This window comes from Methylobacterium sp. Leaf466, assembly GCF_001425565.1.
Taxonomy (GTDB): domain Bacteria; phylum Pseudomonadota; class Alphaproteobacteria; order Rhizobiales; family Beijerinckiaceae; genus Methylobacterium.
Map to the genome: position 1 here is coordinate 1 of NZ_LMRC01000001.1, position 21,775 is coordinate 21,775.

At 62.4% G+C, this 21,775-nt stretch carries 8 protein-coding genes and 4 pseudogenes; 2 read left to right on the plus strand and 10 right to left on the minus strand.

What is annotated here, in order from left to right:
- Nucleotides 1–155: 155 nt before the first annotated feature.
- From istB to ASG59_RS00020, 5 genes and pseudogenes are all read right to left on the minus strand, one after another.
- Nucleotides 156–890, minus strand: a complete 735-nt coding sequence (gene istB / locus ASG59_RS00005) for an IS21-like element helper ATPase IstB (RefSeq protein WP_277996084.1) — start codon at nucleotides 888–890, stop codon at nucleotides 156–158.
- 8 nt (nucleotides 891–898) lie between these two features.
- A pseudogene (gene istA, locus ASG59_RS00010) lies at nucleotides 899–2,386 on the minus strand (IS21 family transposase); the annotation flags it as partial.
- Nucleotides 2,387–2,632: 246 nt separating this feature from the next.
- The gene (locus tag ASG59_RS00015; protein ID WP_056406263.1) at nucleotides 2,633–3,310 is read right to left on the minus strand and encodes a hypothetical protein; all 678 of its coding nucleotides are present in this window, start codon (nucleotides 3,308–3,310) and stop codon (nucleotides 2,633–2,635) included.
- Between the two features lie 191 nt (nucleotides 3,311–3,501).
- Nucleotides 3,502–3,958 (minus strand): annotated as a pseudogene (locus ASG59_RS19575) (transposase).
- Nucleotides 3,959–4,135: 177 nt separating this feature from the next.
- A complete protein-coding gene (locus tag ASG59_RS00020; RefSeq protein WP_244472315.1) occupies nucleotides 4,136–5,221 on the minus strand; it encodes a class I SAM-dependent methyltransferase in 1,086 nt (361 codons plus the stop codon).
- A gap of 373 nt (nucleotides 5,222–5,594) precedes the next feature.
- Between ASG59_RS00020 and ASG59_RS00025 the strand changes: the two genes are divergently transcribed.
- The gene (locus ASG59_RS00025; protein WP_056406264.1) at nucleotides 5,595–7,571 is read left to right on the plus strand and encodes a GGDEF domain-containing phosphodiesterase; all 1,977 of its coding nucleotides are present in this window, start codon (nucleotides 5,595–5,597) and stop codon (nucleotides 7,569–7,571) included.
- An 89-nt stretch (nucleotides 7,572–7,660) separates the two neighbouring features.
- Here the strand turns inward: ASG59_RS00025 and ASG59_RS00030 are convergent.
- The 3 genes and pseudogenes from ASG59_RS00030 to ASG59_RS21110 form a co-directional block, all read right to left on the minus strand.
- A pseudogene (locus ASG59_RS00030) lies at nucleotides 7,661–7,909 on the minus strand (transposase); the annotation flags it as partial.
- A gap of 28 nt (nucleotides 7,910–7,937) precedes the next feature.
- On the minus strand, nucleotides 7,938–8,579 hold a 642-nt coding region (locus ASG59_RS21105), incomplete at its 5' end, for an integrase core domain-containing protein (protein WP_244475578.1).
- A gap of 1 nt (nucleotide 8,580) precedes the next feature.
- Nucleotides 8,581–9,197 (minus strand): annotated as a pseudogene (locus ASG59_RS21110) (IS3 family transposase); the annotation flags it as partial.
- A 1,042-nt stretch (nucleotides 9,198–10,239) separates the two neighbouring features.
- Between ASG59_RS21110 and ASG59_RS00045 the strand changes: the two are divergent.
- Nucleotides 10,240–13,188 carry a PAS domain S-box protein gene (locus ASG59_RS00045; RefSeq protein WP_056406271.1) on the plus strand — a complete coding sequence of 983 codons (2,949 nt, stop codon included), beginning with the start codon at nucleotides 10,240–10,242 and terminating at the stop codon, nucleotides 13,186–13,188.
- A 440-nt stretch (nucleotides 13,189–13,628) separates the two neighbouring features.
- Here the strand turns inward: ASG59_RS00045 and ASG59_RS00050 are convergent, their stop codons facing one another.
- Both ASG59_RS00050 and ASG59_RS00055 read right to left on the minus strand, forming a co-directional pair.
- A complete protein-coding gene (locus ASG59_RS00050; protein WP_056406273.1) occupies nucleotides 13,629–15,728 on the minus strand; it encodes a response regulator in 2,100 nt (699 codons plus the stop codon).
- Nucleotides 15,725–21,538, minus strand: a complete 5,814-nt coding sequence (locus ASG59_RS00055; protein WP_056406275.1) for a HAMP domain-containing protein — start codon at nucleotides 21,536–21,538, stop codon at nucleotides 15,725–15,727. The genes ASG59_RS00050 and ASG59_RS00055 overlap by 4 nt, the downstream gene beginning before the upstream one ends.
- Between the last annotated feature and the right edge of the window lie 237 nt (nucleotides 21,539–21,775).

A 21,775-nucleotide genomic window follows, 5' to 3' on the forward strand; every position in this document is an offset into this window, starting at 1 on the left:
TGTCAAACAGCGTTGAACATTGACCCTGGATCGGCGTCGAACTTTGACCCCCCGGATGGGTATGGCGGGGCGCCCCTGATCAGCCCGGCGAAGCGGGTCGGGGTGGCGCAGCCGGGCTGATCAGGGGTCCAGCAGGCGGGACGTGTGCGCCGGCCTCAGGCGCGGTTCTTGAAGCGCCAGCTCTCGTTGCCGGTCTCGACGATCTCGCAATGGTGGGTGAGCCGGTCGAGCAGCGCCGTGGTCATCTTGGCGTCGCCGGCGAACACGCTTGGCCATTCCCCGAAGGCGAGGTTGGTGGTGACCACGATCGAGGTGGTCTCGTAGAGCTTGCTGATCAGGTGGAACAGGAGCTGGCCGCCCGACTGCGCGAACGGCAGGTAGCCGAGTTCGTCGAGCACCACGAAGTCGAGTCGGGCGAGATGGTCGGCGATGCGGCCCTGCCGGCCAGCGCGCGCCTCGGCTTCGAGCCGGTTGACGAGGTCGACGACGTTGTAGAACCGGCCCCGCGCGCCATCCCGGATGCAGGCCCGTGCGATGGCGATGGCCAGATGGGTCTTGCCGGTACCGGTGCCGCCGACGAGCACGACGTTGCGCTGGTGAGCCAGGAACTCGCCGCCGGCGAGGTCACGCACCAGCCCCTCGTTGATCGGGGTGCCGTCGAAGGCGAACTCGGCGATGTCCTTGGCCAGAGGCAGCTTGGCGATCGTCATCTGGTAGCGGATCGAGCGTGCCTGCTTCTCGGAGATCTCGGCCTGGAGCAGGTCGCCGACGATCTGCTGCGGTTCGTGGGTGCGCTTGAGCGCGACCTTGATGATCTCGTCGTAGGCCGCCTTCATCCCGAAGAGCTTCAGCTCGCCCATGGTGGCGAGGATGTTCTGGCGTTCCATCATGGGGGGCTCCTCAGGCTGTCGTAGCGGGCGCAATCCGCGACCGGCTCGTGGCGCAGCCGCAGGCTCTCGGGCGTCAGGATGGTGACGGGCGCGGTCGGCTCGCGCTGCCGGGCGAGGATGTTGAGGACGACGTCGGCCGAGTGCACGCCCTCGCGCAGCGCCTCGGCACAGGCCGCCTCGACGGCCTGCAACCCGTCGCCGAGCACGGCGGTGAGGATCTCCACCATCTGCCGGTCACCTCCGGCACTGCCAGCGAGCTTGCGTCGGACCCGGTCAAGGGCGGGAGGCAGGACCCAGTCCTTGAACGGTGCGCCGTTCCGGAGCGCGCCGGGCTTGCGGGCCAGCACTGGGACATAGTGCCAGGGATCGAACACGGTCTGATCCCGCCCGAAGGCGCGCTCATGCTCGGCGACGACGCGCCCGTCCTGCCGGATCTCGACGCGCTCGGCGTAGGCCCGCACCTCGACCGGCCGGCCGATGGCGGAGGCCATGACCGAGTAGCGGTTGTTGTCGAAGCGCACGAGGCAGGTCGTGGACACCGAAGCGGTGACGGCATGGAAGCCGTCGAAGCGGCCGGCATAGGGGACGAGGGCTGCCCGCTCGGCCTCGAACCGCTCCCAGACGGTGCGCTCGCGCTCCTCAGGATGGGGATGGGTCTTGGCGTAGGCGATCACCCCATCGAGCAGGAGCGCGTTCAGCTCCTCGTAGCTCTTCACCCGGACACGCGGGGTGAAGAAGCGCTCGCGCACCAGCCCGACCTGGTTCTCGACCTGCCCCTTCTCCCAGCCCGAGGCCGGCGTGCAGGCGACCGGATCGACGAGGTAGTGTGAGCACATCTGCAGGAAGCGACGGTTGTAGGCGCGCTCGCGCCCGACGAAGATCGTCTCCACCGCAGTCTTCATGTTGTCGTAGATGCCGCGCTGGCAGGTGCCGCGGAAGAACGCGAACGCCCGGTCGTGAGCGTCGAACACCATCTCCTGGCTCTCGCGCGGATAGGCCCGCACGAACAGCATGCGCGAGTGGCAGAGGCGGACGTGGGCGACCTTGACCGTGACGGTCGTGCCGCCGATCAGCACGATCTCGTGGCTCCAGTCGAACTGGTAGGCCTCGCCCGGGGCGAAGATGAGCGGCACGAAGGCCTGAGCCGTGACCGAAGCGCGCTCACGCTTCCAGATTTTGGCATAGCGCCGAACGGCATCGTAGCCGCCCTCGTAGCCGAGCCCGCGCAGCGCCTCGTAGATCCGGATCAGCGTCAGCCGCTCGCGGGCGGACTTGCCGGCGTTGGTGGTCAGCATCCGATCGAGATCGTCGCGCCACGGTCCGAGCTTGGGCAGCGGCTGCACTTCGCGCTCGTAGGCGAAGGTGGTGGCCCCCGACCGGATGACCTTCCGGACCGTGTTGCGGGAGACGTGCAGGTCGCGGACGATGTCCTTGATCGCGCGGCCGCGGGTGAAGAACTCGCGCCGGATGCGCGCAATCGTGTCCACGCCCTTCATCCCCCTACACCACCCTTCCGGCCGTACCGGAGAGCAGTCTGCGAGAACGAGGTTAGGGGGTCAGAATTGGACGCCGATCCCCCACCTCACGGGGTCAAAGTTGCACGCCGAAACACACTGGGACCACGCCGAGGAGGTAATGACCCGCGTCCTGGCGCAGATCGAGGAGCANCCCTTCCGGCCGTACCGGAGAGCAGTCTGCGAGAACGAGGTTAGGGGGTCAGAATTGGACGCCGATCCCCCACCTCACGGGGTCAAAGTTGCACGCCGAAACACATTGAAGGGCTTGGACAAGCCCTCGTCCGGGGTGACGTTCAGGACGTCGATCGACCCGTTCGTCAGGGTGATGCCTTTGTCCGCGAGGACGCTTGCGAGGTTGGTCTCGAGGACGGCGAGGGCTTCGGCCGAGGTGGTCGCCGGCGCCGACCTCACGGCCTCGTAGGCATTGGTGACCAGCGCCAAGTCGCCGAGGATGTCCGCGGATCCGGCGAGCCTGAGGGCGGCGGCGATGGCGGCCGGGTTGTCCAGGCTCGCGTCGACGACGAGGTTCGAGATGGTGCGCGGATCCGCGTCGGTGACGCTGCCGGCGATCGGGTAGCCGGAGCTCGCGAAGCTGGGATCGAGCAGATGCGGCATGGGTTGGCCGGACGCCCCCCAGGTCTCCCGGCCCGGCACGATGTTGTTGTAGGTGCCGTCCACGGTGCGCAGGCCGTACGGGGTGTGGGGGTCGGGAACGGCGCGGGGCGCGTCCGGCAGCCCCGACCAGTTGCCGCCCGTGTCGTAAAGGGCGCGGTCCGTCAGGAGTTCGCCGGTGGCGGCGTCGACCCTCAACTCGGTCAGCTTGACGCCGCTCGCGTGGGCTTCGGCGATCTTGATCTGCCTCAAGATGAAGGTCAGATCCTGCTGGTTGAGATGGACGGCCATGATACCCTCCGCGCGACGCGGGCGGCATTCGCCGACCCGGTCAAATGCGAGGACCGTCCTGTGTTCAGGCCGGCTTCCCCAATCGACGCGAAGGTTTCATTTCCGAATCCTGAATGATATTTGTAAAAACACTCCTCACTGGGGGAAATACCCTACCCCGAGTGTCTTTCCCTCAGAGTCCGTCCGATAAGTCATGCCGCTCGGCCGAGCCTTCGGACGAGGATCATGACGGCGGCGGCGTAGAGGAAGGCCTGGGCCGAGGCGAGGGTCGCCTCCGGGTCTTTCCAAAGGCGACGGTTGCGGCTGATGCGGCGGTCGACGAGGCGCTTCGACCGACCCGCTCGCGGTCCGCCATGACGAGGTGATGGTTGATCCGGCCGAACAGACCGTCGTCGCGCCAGCGCGCAAAGGAGCCGAACGTCGTGCTGCGCGGAGGCAAGTCCTTCGGGATCATCCGCCACGCGATGCCGCCGCGCAGCACGTGGAAAATAGCGTTCAGAATCTTTCGCATCGTCCAGACAGGCGGACGACCGCACGAGGCCGGCTCCGCATCAGCGGCGCGATTACGGCCCGCTTACCATCCGTCAGGTCGGTTTCGTAGCGCATGTCGGCGCGGCTATGCTGCCGGCGAGTGGCCGGGGTCCACATGGCACTTCCAGGTCAGGCTTCGGCACCCTTCTGGAATCACTGCCATTCCGGCCACTCAACCCCTGCCGGACGTTATCGGACGGGCCCCAATGAAGTCCGGCGGAACGAAAAAGCGACGGCGTATCCGTTGATATCCATAAGGTGTCGCCATACGTAACCAGAATTTCTAAGCACCAATTAGATCCGTTCGATCTCTAAATAACCGATTGTGCCAGCATCATCTTGCGTATATCGCGTGTTCCGGATCGCAGCCGGTGCAATTTCCTGTGCGAAGCCCTGGATCTCGTCAGGCGTGCGGTAGAGAAGGTGCCAGTCCATGAACACTTCCATGTAGGCCTCTTCACGGACACCCCACAAGAAATTCGGGATTAGAAGTCTGCCGCCCTCTTTCAGATGATCGAACAGGACTCGCGTAAGGCGCGCCGCCACCCTGGCATCGAGGTAATCGTACAACCCGGCGGCATAGACGAGATCAAACCGCCCCAGATCAGTCCTGCCCGCCAGGATCTGACGGACGGTCGCCTGCCGCGGCTCGATCGCGCGCGAGACCGAGCGGCAATATCCTTCGACCGTAGCTAGGCTTTCGGCGTCCTGGTCAACGGCGAGCAGCCGTCCGACGCGCCCCTCCTTCAAGGCGATACTTAATTCCGCCTCCCGGAGATGGCCGCTGGCCAGAGACAGGATCGAGGGCATCTCGCGGCGGGCGGCTGCTTCGTCGATCTTCGCGGCCAGAATGGAGCGTCTGTGGCGAACCGCCTCACAGGCCGTCACGTCGACGGTGAAAGTCATGACCGTGCGACCAGCTTTCGTAGCTGCTTCCTGCGCAGGTCTCGCTGCCGGATGGCGATACACGAAGTCGATAAGCCCGGCATCGCCGGGGTACCCGCGCGGCTTCGAGAATGAGTGCCATGTAAAAGGACATTCGTGGACCAGATCTGCGATAGCATGAGAACGAGCAGCTGGCAGCACCGCCTCGCGCCACGTCAGATCGCTGAAAGTTTCCTTTAAAATGCTTAAAAGGTCTATGAGCGTATCTGTCAGTGCCGTGTAGTCGCCGGGATCTGCAAGATCGATAATATCGTTCAAGGCCCGACCGACATCGTCGGCTACAACGGGATAAAGCGCTTCCGGCAGTAAAAGCGAATATTTATTATCGACAACCTGCCGTAAGCCACCCTCCAGAGATCTGAAGTTGCTCAGGCGATTGCGTTCACCAACAAGCGAAAGTCCCCCGCTAGCCATATTTTCAACGCCCTTGCGCACCAACGCTCGGAGAATTCCGGGCGCGCAAGTTAAGGTTAACCAGGGGTTACGGCTTGTCCAGAGTGCGGTGCAAACTTTCCCATTGCGTAAAATTTTTTGAGGTGCGTGCGAGCTGGGGGGGCGAACCCGTTGGCAGTTGGATGCTGCCGTCCCGACCCCCTGTAAACGGCTCACCGGGCTCGGTTTACGGGCGTAGACGCGCAGGTAATGCGAGCTTCACGCAGGCTCTCGCGGCGTAAAGACGCGATGCTCGAAGGTTGTGGACCGAGCCAGCGCATGGACGATCGGCGCCCGAATGGTAGGCGTCTGCTTTCATTCCTTTAGGGTTTTAGGAAATCTGCGCTGCTACCACCGTGTGGGAGGCGCCAGAACGATGGCCACAGCAACGCTAGATCTGCTCGACCAGGAACTCGGAAAGCGTTGGTTCGAGCGTCGCTCGCCTCAGCTCGATGCGGCCTTCGAGGTGCAACACTCGAAAGCCCTGCGCTTGGAGCTCACAAGGGCGTGCCAGTTCGTCGGCATGTTGTACGTCGCGTTCGGGGCGATGGACGCCCTGCTCATCCACGACATGCTCCCCTACATCCTGCCGCTCCGCTTAGCCGTAGGTGCGGTCTACGTGGTCGCGATCGGAATGCAGGTTGGGCGCGGCGTGGGAACGCGCATCCTCGAATTTCAATGCGCGATCGGAATCGTCATCGGCTTCACCGCGTGGCTGCTCCTCGCCTCTCAGAGCAAAGAGACAACGGCAACGCTGTACTATGCCGGCTACGGGCTGATATTTATGCTCGTTGCCAATCTTTTTTTCAATCTCAGCTTTGAGTTCGCGCTTCTATCATCGGGTCTGATATCCGCAGTTTTCCTGATTTGGGCGCTGATGTTCGTCGGCGATACTACTTATATTATATGTTTCGGATCACTATACCTATTCAGTTTTATGTTGACCGTTTTTCTGAACTATAAGTACAATCGCGAGCGCTATCGGGTTCACCTGAATGCATGTCGGGCAGAGTTGCGTCAGCAGGAGATCGTGAAACGTGGCGAAGAGCTCGTTAGGCTGTCGACCACAGACGCCTTGACCGGCCTGGCGAACCGCCGGGCGATCGACGACATCCTGCGAAATCTTTGGCTCGACAGCAAAGAGTCGAACCAAGCGTTCGGCGTTATTCTGATCGATGTCGATTACTTTAAATATTACAACGACCGATACGGGCATCAGCAGGGTGATCGCTGCTTGGCCGGGATCAGTCGCGCGATGTCGAGTATGGCCGAGCCTCGACGCTACGCCCTCGGCCGCTTCGGCGGCGAGGAGTTCGCCGCTCTTTTTGCGGCCGATTCGATGGAACAGGTCGCCGCGTTCGCCGAGGAGATCCGACTGGCGGTCGAGAGCTTGCAGATTGGCCATACGGCGCGCCGCGATCACCTCTCGGCAATCACGGTCAGCATCGGCGCGGCTTTTTCGGGGGATGTTGCCGGCGACAAACCCGAACGGACGGTCACGGCGGCAGATATTGCACTCTATGTGGCGAAGGATGAGGGGCGTAACTGCGTCCGGATCTTTGACCGGCGGATGTTGGAATCCGACGCGGGCGACACCCTCACGGCTGAGATGCTGCGCTCGGCCGTCACGGACCAGCGCATCTCGGCGGCATTTCAGCCCATCGTCGACGTGACGTCCGGCCTGATTTGGGGCGCGGAAGCCCTGATGCGCCTCAAGGACCCACAAGGTCGGGCGATCTCGCCGGACACTTTTATCCCCGTGGCCGAGCGGACGGGTGTCATCCTCGAACTCGGCGAATGGATGCTGCGCGAGGCCTGCGATCTTCTGGCCAGCGAACCCTCGCTTCCGGTCGTCAGCGTCAACGTCTCCTGGCGGCAAATCGAGGACCCAAACTTCGTGGGCGTCATTGTCGCGATTGTCCAGGCCGCCGGGATCGCGCCCTCCCGCTTAGCCCTCGAGATCACCGAGGGTGGCCAGATCAGCGGAAACCCTCGGGTCGCCCTGCTGATGGAACAGCTGTCCGCGATCGGGATCCGCGTTTGGCTCGACGATTTCGGAACTGGGTTTGCCGGCCTGACCTGTCTCAGCGAGTTGCGCTTCGACATGGTGAAAATCGATCGATTTTTCGTTCAGAGTTGCGATACCCCACGGGGCGCAAAGCTTCTGAAAAACATCATCGATCTCGTCAGTAGCTGCGCGCAGCGAACGATTGTGGAGGGCGTCGAGGAAGCGGACCAAGTCGAACTCGTCGCCTCCTTCGGCGTCGACCTATTGCAGGGCTACCACCTTGGGCGTCCGATGTTGAAGCAAGAACTTATCCTGCAGATCGCCAAAAATTATGCAGTGGTGTGACCGCCCTTTCGGCTGCTCAATTCGTACCTTGTCATCCGAACAATTTGCTGATCACGTCGATGTCGTGGCTCCGCTAGAGCCGTGCCCGTTCAGATTGGATCATAGGCATCGTATCCAGCGGCGGTGAGATAGTTTCGGCATTCGTCAGGTCTGAATGCCGCGAAAGCGTCGTGAATGGCGCGGTTCAGGTCGTCGGCGGTTCGCGCTGCGGCGGTCCGGAGCAGGGCTTTCGCTTTGGCGAAGACCTGTTCGATGGGGTTAAAGTCCGGACTGTAGGGCGGGAGATAGAGCACCTGTGCGCCGACCGCCTCGATGGCTTCGCGCACCCCGGCTGATCGGCCCCCACGCGGTGGTCCAAGGGTAAAGTTAGTGCGCGGTAGGCCGCTCCACCACGGGTAGCTTGGCCGGCGGAGCTGGTCGGGCGAGCGCAGCTGGCCAAGCGGAGAACGCTGGCACGAACACCTCGGGTGCCGGCGGCCGGTATCCCAGCGATGCATGTGGGCGCACGCCGTTGTAGTGACGCCTCCAGCTTTCGATCACGATCTGCGCCTCCTTGAGTGTGTAGAAGATCTCGCCATTCAGGAGTTCGTCGCGCAGACGCGCGTTGAAGCTCTCGACGTACCCATTCTCCCACGGTGAGCCTGGCGTGATATAGGCGGTTTTGCTGCCGACCGCGGTGATCCAGGCTTGCACAGCCTTCGCGATGAACTCCGGCCCATTATCCGAACGAATATGGCCCGGTACGCCACGCAGGATGAACAGGTCCGAGAGCACGTCGATGACGTCGATCCCCTTGAGCTTGCGTGCGACCCGGATCGCCAGGCATTCGTGTGTGAACTCGTCGACCACGTTGAGCATCCGGATCTTGCGCCCATCGTGCGTGCGGGCCTCGACGAAGTCGTACGACCAGACGTGATTGCGGTGTTCCGGGCGAAGACGAACACAGGAGCCGTCGTTGTCCCAGATCCGCCCTCGCTTGGGCTGCTTGGCCGGCACTTTCAGCCCCTCNGCGAAGACGAACACAGGAGCCGTCGTTGTCCCAGATCCGCCCTCGCTTGGGCTGCTTGGCCGGCACTTTCAGCCCCTCACGCCGCCAAATGCGTTCGACCCGCTTGTCGTTGACGAACCACCCGGCCGCCTTCAGCAACGCACTGATCTTGCGGTAGCCGTAGCGCCCGTACTTCTCGGCCAACGCCACGAGATCAGTCGTCAGCGCCTCTTCGTCATCGCGGCCCCGCGGTACCTTGCGCTGTGTCGAGCGATGCTGTCCGAGCGCCCGACAGGCGCGGCGCTCGGAGACGGTCATCGTCAGCATGATGTGCTCGACACAGGCGCGTCGGCGCGCGGGGCTCAGAAGTTTCCCCGGGACGCCTCCTGCAAGATCAGCTTGTCGAGGGTGAGATCCGCAATCGCCTTTCGAAGCCGAGCGTTCTCGGTCTCCAGATCCTTCATCCGTCGAACCTGATCCGACTTCAGGCCGCCAAACTCACGCCGCCACCGGTAGTACGTCACTGAGCTCACGCCGAGCGCGCGGATTGCATCGGCCACGCTCTGGCCCTGTGAGATCAGCACATCCGCCTGCCGTAGCTTGGCGACAATCTCCTCAGGATTCGGTTGCTTTGCCATCTTGTCCGTCCTCCAGGCTCAAAAGCCATACCAAAGGGCGGACCACTTCAATGGGGGCTGATCAATCCTTCAATCGGTAAGGTCGCGTTTTTGAGGGAGGCGCGGTCGAGACTTGATCGGATTGCTAAATTGTCCTGCAGAAAAGTTCAGACGTCGTTTGTCAGCTACGCACCGGTCGACGTCGCGGCAACCTGTATGCGGCTAGTCTTAGCCAAATAATACATGCTATAGAGTGAATTGGCAACCGGCGCCCACTCGGAAGCCAGTCATTTCAACGTCCGCTTCGCCAAATCTCCGTCCGAAAGCAGACAGGCAGAAAACCACCCATCCCGGTCAGGCGCATCCGGTCATCGGGCTGCCCAGAAGCGGACGCTCTGAAGGTTCGACAAGGGTCGAAAGCAGCCGGCCGGCCTTACAGCCGGAATGGGTGGAGGCTGTGTGAAAACGCCGGCCCGGCAGGAGAGGGTAGAGTTTTCTTCCCTGGACGGGCAAGCCAGACCCCGTCGCCAGCCCTCCACGCCATCGAAAACGACGCATGAAATGTTGGAACGGCAATAGCGTAAGATTGATCTCCGGTTTCGCGGACTGACTGGGTTTTCACACAGCCTCGGTGGCAACCGGACCTTGGCCTTCCGCCCCGGAGCCGAAGTTCCTCCTCCGTCCCATCCGAGGCGTGATGGCGAGTATCGACCGAGGATCGGCCGGGCGGCTTTTCCGACCTGATCCGGTAGGCTCGGCCCTTCGCACTCGGTTATGCACCGCTCCCCATCGCCACCGGCCTCCAGCGACTGGCCGATGCCCGGCTGATGGCCGCCGCGCCGGAAATAGCCGCAGTGCTGCTCAGGCTCGTGACCTCGCCCGACGTCATTCGCCGCAACCTTTGTGTCCTGCCAGCCGCAGAATCCTTAAAGCTGCGGCCGTCATGGCCGTGTCGTATGGGCGCGGCGCCTGCCTGTGCTAGGTAGCAAGCACCACCGACAAAGCCTTTCGTGCGGGTCCTTGGAAGTGCGGACACTCCTTAACCCAAAAAACCGGTGACGCATTGAGCAACCCTGATCTGTCGGCGCTCATCGTCAAGCAGACCCGCATAGAAACTCTGTCCGATGCGGAGCGCAACGCCTTAGGGCGCCGGCTGACGCAAGCGGTCGTCGGCGTTGGTCCGTCCGACGTCTTCCAGGCGCTGTTCGACATTTCGCCCACCCCCTTCCTCGTGGTGGCCCCGCCCGACTGGACCATCGTCACGGCCAACGAGGCCTACCTTCGCGTGACAGGTACGACACTTGAAGAACAGATTGGACGCCGGCTATTCGACGTCTTCCCGGATGACCCCGATGACCCTGAGGCGGACGGGGTACGCAATCTGACAGCCTCGCTCGAGCGGGTGGTCGCCACGCGGTCGACCGATACGATGGCGGTACAGCGCTACGCATTGCGAGGATCGGACGGGCGCTTCGTCGAACGGTGGTGGACCCCGGTCAACAAGCCGGTTCTCGGCAAGGATGGCGACGTTGTCCTGATCCTCCACCACGTCGAGGACGTTTCCGAGGTGGTGCGGCTGCGCGGCGACGCCGAGGGGCGGGACGAGCTGGCGCGCGGCCAGTTAGTGGTGATCGACCGGCTGCGCGCCTCCGAGGCGGCGTTGCGCGAGAGCGATGCGCGCTTTCGCAACATGGCCGACAACGCGCCGGTGATGATGTGGGTGACCGACCCCAGCGGGTACTGCACCTACCTCAACGCGCGCTGGTACGAGTTCACCGGGCAGGCGCCGGGATCGGGCGAAGGCTTAGGCTGGCTTGACGCCGTTCACCCCGACGACCGTCCGGCCGCCGAACAGGCCTTCGTCTCGGCCAATGCCGAGCGCCGCGACTACCGGGTCGATTTTCGCCTGCGCCGCGCTGATGGCGTCTACCGCTGGACCATCGACGCGGCTGCCGCGAGGTTCACCCCGGACGGTGTGTTCCTCGGCTATGTCGGCTCGGTCATCGACATCGATGAGCGTCGCGAAGCCGAGGACCGGCTGGCGCTGAGCGAGGAGCGACTTCGGCTTGCTCTTGAGGTAGCCGAGATCGGCCAGTGGCACGTCGATAACGACACCGGCGCCATGTTCTGGCCGCCGCGTATCAAGGCGATGTTCGGGATATCGCCGGACGTGCCAGTCACGTTGGACGACTTCCACAACGGCGTTCACCCTAAAGACCGGGAGAAGATCCGTGCGGCTTATGAGGCCGCGAGCGATTTAGATCGTCGTCCTCTCTACGACGTCGAGTACCGGACCATCGGCAAGGAGGACGGCGTCGTCCGTTGGGTGGCGGCCAAGGGGCGAGGCATCTTCGACAACACTGGCCGCTGCGTGCGCGTGATCGGCACGGCAATCAACGTGACCGCGCGCAAGGCCGACGAGGTACGCCTGCGCGAACTGAACGAGCAGCTCGAACAGAAGGTTGCCGAGCAGGCGGCCGAGCGCAATCGTGTGTGGGAGATGAGCCGAGACCTCTTTGCGATCATGGGATTCGACGGCCACCTGAAGGCGATCAACCCGGCCTGGGAGACGACCCTTGGCAGGGACGCGGCGACGTTGCTGTCCCTGCCTTTTCCCGATCAGGTCCACCCGGATGATCACAATGCCGTCCGCGCGGTGATGGAGGTGCTTCTTCGGGGTGAGAGCGTTGCTCGCTTCGAGGACCGGCTCCGTCACGGCGATGGCAGTTGGCGCTGGATCTCCTGGACGCTTGTGCCGGAGGGCGACGTCTTCTACGCGGTCGGCCGGGACGTGACGGCGGAGAAGGAAGCCGCGGCCGAACTCGCGGCCGCACAGGAAGCGTTGCGCCAGAGCCAGAAGATGGAGGCGGTGGGCCAGCTCACCGGTGGGCTCGCCCACGACTTCAACAACCTGCTCGCAGGCATCTCCGGCTCACTGGAGTTGATGCAGACTCGGATGCAGCAAGGCCGCCTGACTGACGTCGACCGCTACATGATGGCGGCGCAGGGAGCAGCAAAACGCGCCGCTGCGCTAACGCACCGGCTGCTCGCCTTCTCACGCCGGCAGACCCTCGACCCGAAGCCCACCGACGTGAACCGCCTCGCCACGGGCATGCAGGAGTTGATCCAACGCACCGTAGGCCCTGCCATACCGGTTGAGGTGATCGGCACCGCGAGCCTCTGGCCTGCCCTGGTGGACCCGCCGCAATTGGAGAACGCGCTTCTCAACCTCTGCATCAATGCCCGCGACGCGATGCCGGATGGCGGCCGCATCACCATCGAGACCGCCAACAAGTGGCTCGACGAACGGGCGGCACGCCAGCACGACATGCCGGAGGGGCAGTACATTGCTCTGAGTGTCACCGACACCGGCACCGGCATGCCGCCGGAGGTCATCGCGCGTGTGTTCGAGCCCTTCTTCACCACCAAGCCTATTGGCGAGGGCACGGGCCTCGGTCTGTCCATGATCTACGGCTTCGCCCAGCAATCAGGCGGACAGGTGCGGATCTACTCGGAAGTGGGGCAAGGCACCACGGTGTGCATCTACCTGCCGCGCCACTACGGCGAGGTCGCGGACGATGAGGGCAAAATTCCGATCACTGATCTACCGCGTTCGGAACAGGGCGAGACGGTGCTGATCGTGGACGACGAGCCCACCGTGCGCATGCTCGTCACCGACATCCTGGAAGATCTCGGCTACACGGCCATTGAGGCTGGGGACAGCGTCGCAGGTCTTAAGGTGCTACAATCGGACGTCCGGATTGATCTTCTGGTCACCGATGTTGGCCTACCGGGCGGCATGAACGGCCGCCAGATGGCGGATGCTGCACGCGTCGACCGGCCGGATCTAAGGGTGTTATTCATCACCGGCTACGCGGAGAACGCAATCTTGGGCAACTGGCAACTCGCACCCGGCATGGCAGTGCTGACGAAGCCATTTGCGATGGAAACCATGGCAGCACGCATTCGCTCCATGATCGAAGGTGGCAAGCAGCAAACGCGGCGGGTCTAAACCGACGTCCACTATGGGTGGAGGCTGTGTGAAAACGGGGAAGGCGTTAGTCGAGGTAGATGTATATTTCCCTAGATGCTCTTGGCAGCATCGGAATGGGTGCCTTGTCTTCATCAGCATGGCTGTTTGGCTGGTTGGAAAGTCCGCCGACTAGAGGATTGTTCTACGGTCTCGCAGCGTGCCTTCGTTTTCACACAGCCTCGGTGGTGAACGGAACTGGGCGTCGCGCCCGGAAGCGGACGTTCTGCTTTCGACCCAACCACGTCTTTGATGCCGGTCTGTGCCAGTCTCGAAAGCGGTCGTTCGCTGGCTGTTCTGATGGAACGCGGAAAGCTAGCTGAATTTTGGGCTCGGAATGACATCGAGCCCTATACGCCTAAATCACGATGGACTGAATATAAAGAGTGAGACAACTATGCTTGTATTAATGTGTGACGGGATTATTTATTTAAATCTTCTGTTGTAACGGACCTAGACGCGTCCACCTTACCAGTTGATAATGATGCAGTAATTTTGTCTATCATCTCTGAAGCACGAAAGGGTTTTTGCAAAACGTCGAAGGGGACTGTATCTTGATCTTCTCTGATATAACCTGATGTTAGAAGAACAGGTATATTTGGCCAGCGACGCATAATGATGTGTCCAAGCTCGATTCCTGTCAAAGCACCTGACATATTCACATCACTAAAAACAAGTTTAATATCTTGGGTTTGTTCTAAAATCCCAAGAGCCTCTTCGCCGCTTCTTGCATCAATGACATTGAATTTGAGTGCCATTAGAGCCGAAACGGCAATTTGCCGAACGTCCTCCTCATCCTCGACAACGAGAACAGATCTTCCTGCCCCGTTTAGATGTGTCATACCATGGGTGTGTGTCTGAACGGATGGCTCAAATCTGCTTTCGACCGAGGCAGGCAAGGTTATCGTGATGCTTGTTCCCTGTCCCAAAATGCTATCGGCGGTTATGGTTCCGCAGCTTTGCTGAACAAAACCATAGACCATGCTGAGGCCCAGCCCGGTACCTTTGCCCGCCTCTTTGGTGGTGAAGAAGGGCTCAAACACTCGGGCGAGGACAGAAGGGGACATTCCTGATCCGGTATCTTTAACGCAGATCTTAACCGACCTTCCCGTACTTTCGTCCTGCAGTGTATCCCCGTCCGAATGTCGAACCGTTATATTGAGATGTCCGCCATCCGGCATCGCATCACGAGCATTAACGGCGAGGTTGATGAGCGCCGCTTCAAGTTGAGCGTGGTCAACACAGATTTCGGGAAGAATTTCGTCCATGGTCAGTGTGACGCCTATTCGCTCCCCCAAGGTGCGTTCTAGCAATCTAATCAGACCCGGCATAAAATCAGAGAAATTCAAAGTCTTGGGCTGCAGTGGTGACCGACGCGAGAAGGTTAAAAGGCGGCTGGTGAGTTCGGCGCAACGCTGGGCTCCCTCGATAGCGTTCTGCACGCGACGGCGCGTCTTCTCGTCTGGCTGCATTGAGCTTAGCAACAGGTCGAGGTTACCGATGACGATGCTCAGCATGTTGTTGAAGTCGTGGGCGATACCTCCGGTCAGGCGTCCTACGGCCTCAAGCTTCGAGGCATGCAGGAGGTTGAGTTCCAGTTCCTTGCGCTCGGAGACGTCGAACCACATGCCGAACAGCTCCGACGGGGCACCGTCCTCACCGGCATTGACGACGATTTGTTCGAGGATGTGTCTCTCCGCTTCGTCCGCGTTGCGCCAGCGATATTCGAGCGTAGCCGAGCCCGTCTCGACCACCGTCCGGAGGGCGTCTAAAACCTCTACCCGGTCCTCTGTATTGATTCGTGACTGCCAGAACCCCGGTGCCTTAAAGGCGTCCCAGGGAAAACCGGTGATGCGCTGGATGCTATCATTGGTGAAGTACAAGCTTCGGTCTGCCTCTCCGAGGGAGGCCGTGTAGAGGGCGATGGGGAGCCCCCGCAGCACGGCGGCCTGGTGCTCCTCCCTCCGCCGCAGCGCCCGCTCTGCGTCGAGCTTTTCGCCGCGCACCCGCAAGTTCTCTAGGAGAAGCTGCTTCTCGGCGGCCGCCTTGCTCTTGATCTCCTCCGTCTTGCGATAGAGGTCGACGAAGACGTCGACCTTCGATTTCAGGACGAGGGGCTGGATTGGCTTGAAGACGTAGTCGACCGCGCCGGCGGAATAGCCGCGGAAGATGTGAACGTCCTCCTTGTTGTGCGCGGTCAGGAACAGGATCGGCACACGGGAAGTCCGGGGCCGGCTCCGGATCAGCGACGCGACCTCATAGCCGTCCATGCGGGGCATCTGCACGTCGAGCAGGACGAGGGCAAAGTCCTCCCGCAACGTTCTACGTAGGGCCTCCTCCGCCGTGTCCGCCAGCACAAGTTCGAGGCCGGGCTCGTCGAGCACTTCCGAAGCGGCCAACAGGTTACGGCGGTCGTCATCGACGATGAGGATCTTCGCACGGATCAGAAGCTGCCCCGGTGCGCGGCCCGGATCGCCGACGGGATCTGAGTCCCACGAGGATGGCTGCGGCAAATCCCTCATCGGGCATGCCCAACAGTGTCGGCCGCGCCATTCCCACGGCGCTGCGGGCCGGCGGCGGCTTGTCCGCGCCGTTCGAGCTGCACCCGCAGGACGGCGAGGAGTTGATCCATGTCGACGGGCTTCGACACGTAATCGGAAGCACCCGCGTCGAGGCACTTCTCGCGATCGCCCTTCATCGCCTTGGCGGTGACGGCGATCAGGGGCAAGGTCCGGAAGGCATCGTTGGTCCGAATCTCGCGCATGGTCTCGTATCCGTCCATCCCCGGCATCATGATGTCGACTAGCATCGCGTCGATGTTCGGATTGGCCTTCAGAAGCGCGATGCCATCACGCCCATTCTCTGCGAAGAGGACCTCTAGCCCGTACTGCTCCAGCGCGCTGGTGAGAGAGAAGATGTTGCGCAGGTCGTCGTCAACGAGGAGAACACGGCAGCCCTGGAGCGAGGCTGGGTCCTTCCGCTCGATCAGGATCGGGTCCTCGGCGGGTGCGTTGCCGAGTGCTCGGTGGAGGAACAGGGCGGTTTCGTCGAGCAGCCTCTCGGACGAGAGCGGATCTTTGAGGATGATGGTGGACGCCGTCTGCTTCAGGTGCTGCTCCTCGGCCGCCGTCAGTTCCCGGCCCGTATAGACGATGATCGGAAGCTCCTCCCCGTCCTGGGAGGCCCGAATCTGCTCGATCAACTCCGAGCCTCCCATGTCGGGAAGCCCCAGATCGATGATGGCGCAATCGAAGCGGCCGCCCGTCACGGCTTCGAGGGCGGCGGAGGCCGTACCAACCCCAAACACCTTGACGTCCTCCTCGCTCAGCAGCGCGGTGATGCTGGCACGCTGGTTGTCGTCGTCCTCGACGAGAAGCAGGTTGCGAACGGGCCGGCTGATGAATTCCTTTGACCGTTCGAGGGCCTTCAGCAGTCCCTCTCGGTCGACCGGCTTCTCCAGGAACCCGAAGGCGCCGGCCTTCAGCCCGCGCTTCTTCTCGTCGTTGACCGAGATGACGTGGATCGGGATGTGCCGGGTGCGGAGGTCGTTCTTCAAGAGGTCTAGGAGCGCCCAGCCATCCATGTCGGGCAGGCCGATGTCGAGGGTGATGGCGTGGGGTTTGTAACGGTGGGCGAGCGCGAGCGCCCCTGCCCCGTCCTGAGCGATCAGGCCCCTGAAGCCGCGCTCGCGCGCGAGTTCGAGCAGGACGGAGGCGAACATGGCATCGTCCTCGACGATGAGCACGATGTGGTCGCCGGCCTGGATGGCATGACGGTCGTCGGCCGAGGCCGAGAGCGCCATGGCGGCGGAGGGTTGCCGGCTCACCGGCGGGGCGGCCCCGCTGCCCTCGTGAACCTCCATCGGGCGGCTCACCCCCGAGGTCACGGGAGTCTCGAAGGGCAGGAACAGCGTGAAGGTGCTGCCCTCGCCGGGCACGCTCTCCAGAACGATCTCGCCGCCCAGAAGTCGCGCGATTTCACGGCTGATCGCGAGGCCGAGGCCCGTCCCGCCATACTTCCGGCTGGTGGTACCGTCGGCCTGCTGGAAGGCCTCGAAGATAATGCGCTGCTTGTCCTCCGGAATGCCGATGCCGGTGTCGGTCACCGAGAGGGCCATCCATTGGCTGCCCGACCGGAGCGGGGAGCCTTCAGCCGACCCGAGCCGCAGGGTCACGCTCCCCTTCTCGGTGAACTTGAAGGCGTTCGAGAGGAGATTGCGCAGGACCTGCTGTAGCCGCTTCGAATCCGTACGCACTGCCCGGGGCAGGCCTGGGGCGACCTTGATCGCGAAGGCGAGATGACGCTCCTCGGCGACCTGGCGGAAGGTCCGGTCGAGGTGGTCCACAATGTCTTGCAGCGGCACGTCGCCGACTTCGAGGGAGACCGTTCCGGATTCGATCTTCGAGAGGTCGAGGATGTCGTTGATGAGCGATAGAAGGTCGGAGCCGGCCGCGTTGATCGTCTTGGCGAATTCCCGCTGCTTGTCCGTCAGGTTGCCGTCCCGGTTCTCGGTCAGCAGCTTCGAGAGGATCAGCAGGCTGTTGAGCGGGGTCCGCAGTTCGTGGCTCATGTTGGCCAGGAACTGCGACTTGTAGCGGGAGGTCAGCGAGAGCTGCTCGGCCTTCTCCTCCAGCGCGGTCTTCGCGACCGACACCTCGCGGTTTTTACCCTCGACCTCCTTCTTCTGGATCTCGAGCAGGCGGGCCTTCTCCTCCAGCTCCTCGTTCGTCGTCTGGAGGCGTTCGCGCTGGTTCTTGAGCAGGTCTTCCGATTGCTGAAGCGAAGCGGCCTGCAGTTCGAGGCGGTCGTTGGTCTTTTTCAACTCTTCCTGGCGGCTCTGCAGCTCGCCCGTGAGGAGCTGCGACTGCTTCAGAAGGCCCTCCGTCCGCATGTTGGCGGCGATCGTGTTGAGCACGATGCCGATGGATTCGGTGAGCTGGTCGAGGAAGAGCTGGTGCGTCTCGCTGAAGCGGTTGAACGAGGCCAGCTCGATCACCGCCCGGACCTCCTGCTCGAAGAGGACGGGCAGCACGATGATGTTGAGGGGGGCGGCCTCACCCAGCGCCGAGCCGATGGTGATGTAGTCGCCCGGCACGTTGGTCAGCAGGATGCGCTTCTTTTCGTAAGCGCATTGTCCGACCAACCCCTGGCGCATCCTGTAGCGGTTCGACAGGTTCTTGCGCTCGGTGAAGGCGTAGCTCGCCATCAGGTCGAGCACGGGTTCCGTCCCGTCGTTCTCGACCATGTAGAAGACGCCCCGCTGCGCGTTCACCAGGGAGGCGATCTCGGATAGGATCAGGTTCGAGACCGTAGCGAGGTCGCGCTCGCCCTGCAGCATGCGGGTGAACTTGGCGAGGTTGGTCTTCAGCCAATCCTGCTCAGCGTTCTTGAGCGTCGTGTCCCGCAGGTTGCGGATCATCTCGTTGATGTTGTCCTTCAGCGATGCGACCTCGCCGGAGGCCTCGACGGCGATCGAGCGGGCGAGATCGCCCTTGGTCACCGCCGTGGCTACCTCGGCGATGGCGCGAACCTGGGTCGTCAGGTTAGCGGCAAGCTGGTTCACATTGTCGGTGAGATCGCGCCACAGGCCCGCTGCACCCGGCACCCGGGCTTGGCCGCCGAGCTTTCCCTCGACGCCGACCTCGCGGGCGACGTTCGTGACTTGATCGGCGAAGGTGGCCAGAGTCTCGATCATCTCGTTGACGGTGTCAGCGAGCGCCGCGATCTCGCCCTTGGCGTCCACCGAAAGCTTCCGCTTCAGGTCGCCCTGCGCGACCGCCGTCACAACGTCGGCGATGCCGCGAACCTGGCCGGTGAGGTTGGCGGCCATCATGTTCACGTTGTCGGTCAGATCCTTCCAAGTCCCGCCTACGCCGCGCACCTGCGCCTGACCGCCGAGCTTGCCCTCAGATCCCACCTCGCGGGCAACGCGGGTCACCTCGCTCGCAAAGGAATTCAATTGATCCACCATAGTGTTGATGGTGGATTTCAGCTCCAGGATCTCGCCCTTCACGTCGACGGTGATCTTCTTTGACAGATCCCCATTGGCGACCGCCGTCGTCACGTCAGCGATGTTGCGAACCTGGCCGGTGAGGTTGGCGGCCATCATGTTCACGTTGTCGGTCAGATCCTTCCAGGTCCCGCCGACGCCGCGCACCTGCGCCTGACCGCCGAGCTTGCCCTCGATGCCCACTTCGCGGGCGACGCGCACCACCTCGCTCGCAAAGGAATTCAATTGGTCCACCATGGTGTTGATGGTGGACTTCAGCTCCAGGATCTCGCCCTCGACCGCCACCGTGATCTTCTTGGACAGATCTCCATTCGCGACCGCCGTCGTCACGTCAGCGATGTTGCGAACCTGGCCGGTGAGGTTGGCGGCCATCATGTTCACGTTGTCGGTCAGGCCCTTCCACACGCCACCGACACCCTTCACCTGGGCTTGGCCGCCGAGCTTGCCCTCTGTGCCGACCTCGCGGGCGACGCGCGTCACCTCGGAAGCAAAGGAGTTGAGCTGGTCCACCATGGTGTTGATGGTGGATTTCAGCTCCAGGATCTCGCCCTTCACGTCGACGGTGATCTTCTTTGACAAATCCCCATTCGCGACAGCCGTCGTCACGTCAGCGATGTTGCGGACCTGCCCCGTCAGGTTCTCGGCCATGAGGTTCACGTTGTTGGTCAAATCGGCCCAGGTGCCGGCGACGCCTTCCACGCGCGCCTGGCCCCCGAGTTTGCCCTCTGATCCCACTTCCTTGGCAACGCGGGTCACCTCGGAAGCGAAGGAGTTGAGCTGGTCCACCATGGTGTTGATGGTGTTCTTCAGCTCCAGGATCTCGCCGCGCACATCCACCGTGATCTTCTTGGACAGATCCCCATTCGCGACCGCGGTGGTAACGTCGGCGATGTTACGGACCTGTCCCGTGAGGTTTGCCGCCATCAAGTTCACGTTGTCGGTGAGATCAGCCCAGGTGCCGGCCACCCCCCGTACTTGCGCCTGGCCCCCGAGTTTGCCCTCTGATCCCACTTCCTTGGCAACGCGGGTCACCTCGGAGGCGAACGAGTTGAGCTGATCCACCATGGTGTTGATGGTGTTCTTCAGCTCCAGGATCTCGCCGCGCACATCCACCGTGATCTTCTTGGACAGATCCCCATTCGCGACCGCAGTGGTAACGTCGGCGATGTTGCGGACCTGTCCCGTGAGGTTTGCCGCCATCATGTTCACGTTGTCGGTGAGGTCCTTCCAAGTCCCGCCAACACCCTCAACCTGGGCCTGGCCGCCGAGCTTGCCCTCTGTGCCGACCTCGCGGGCAACGCGCGTCACCTCGGAGGCGAAGGAGTTGAGCTGATCCACCATGGTATTGATGGTGAGCTTGAGGGCGAGGATCTCGCCTTTCACGTCGACGGTGATCTTCTTCGAGAGGTCGCCGCGAGCCACGGCTGTTGTTACCTCGGCAATATTGCGAACTTGACCGGTGAGGTTCTCCGCCATCATGTTCACATTGTCGGTGAGGTCCTTCCAGACACCGCCGACACCCTTCACCTGCGCCTGACCGCCGAGCTTACCCTCCGATCCCACCTCCTTAGCGACGCGGGTCACCTCGGACGCAAACGAGTTGAGCTGGTCCACCATCGTGTTGAAAGTCGATTTGAGATCGAGGATCTCGCCCTTCACGTCGACAGTGATCTTCTTCGACAAATCGCCATTCGCGACCGCCGTAGTGACCTCGGCGATGTTGCGGACCTGCCCCGTGAGGTTCTCCGCCATCAGATTCACGTTGTCGGTGAGGTCCTTCCAGGTGCCGCCGACACCCTTCACCTGCGCTTGACCGCCAAGCTTACCTTCTGATCCTACTTCGCGGGCAACGCGGGTTACCTCAGAAGCGAAGGAATTGAGCTGATCCACCATGGTGTTGACGACCTTGCCGATGCGAAGGAATTCGCCCTTCAGCGGACGGCCCTCGATCTCGATCTGCATGGTCTGGCCGAGGTCCCCCTTGGCGACTGCTCCGATGACGCGTGCCACTTCTGTCGTCGGTTGGACGAGATCGCCGATCATAGCGTTGACGGAGTCGACGCACTCGTTCCATCCGCCGGTTGCTGCGGGCAGCTTTCCGCGCTCGCCAATGCGTCCGTCCTTGCCGACCGCGCGAGCGACCCGGTCGAGTTCGCGCGACAAGCCCTGGTTCAGCTCGACGATGTCGTTGAAGGCCTCGGCGATCTCCCCGTCGATACCCGTGAGGTCGAGGGGCAGGCGGACCGAGAAATCGCCTTTGCGGAAGGCGCGGAGGCTTTTCAGAAGCAGTTTCGGTTCGATCTGCGAGGCCGAGGGAGTCATGCGAGCATACCTGGGACAGTGGGACAGGGCATGGTGGTAACGCCACTCAATATGAAAGCGTGGGCAAAGGCAGGCGCCTCGGTCGACGACGGGTACGACGGAGATTTTGATCCGGACCTGCCGCATACTCGTGGTGCTGCGCAAAAGCGAGCGCTGCTCGGCTGAGGGTTCGGCTAGCAGTTTTATATTGGAAGGGTCGGTCCAAAATCGGGCAAGAGCCGCTTAGTGGATTTTCTG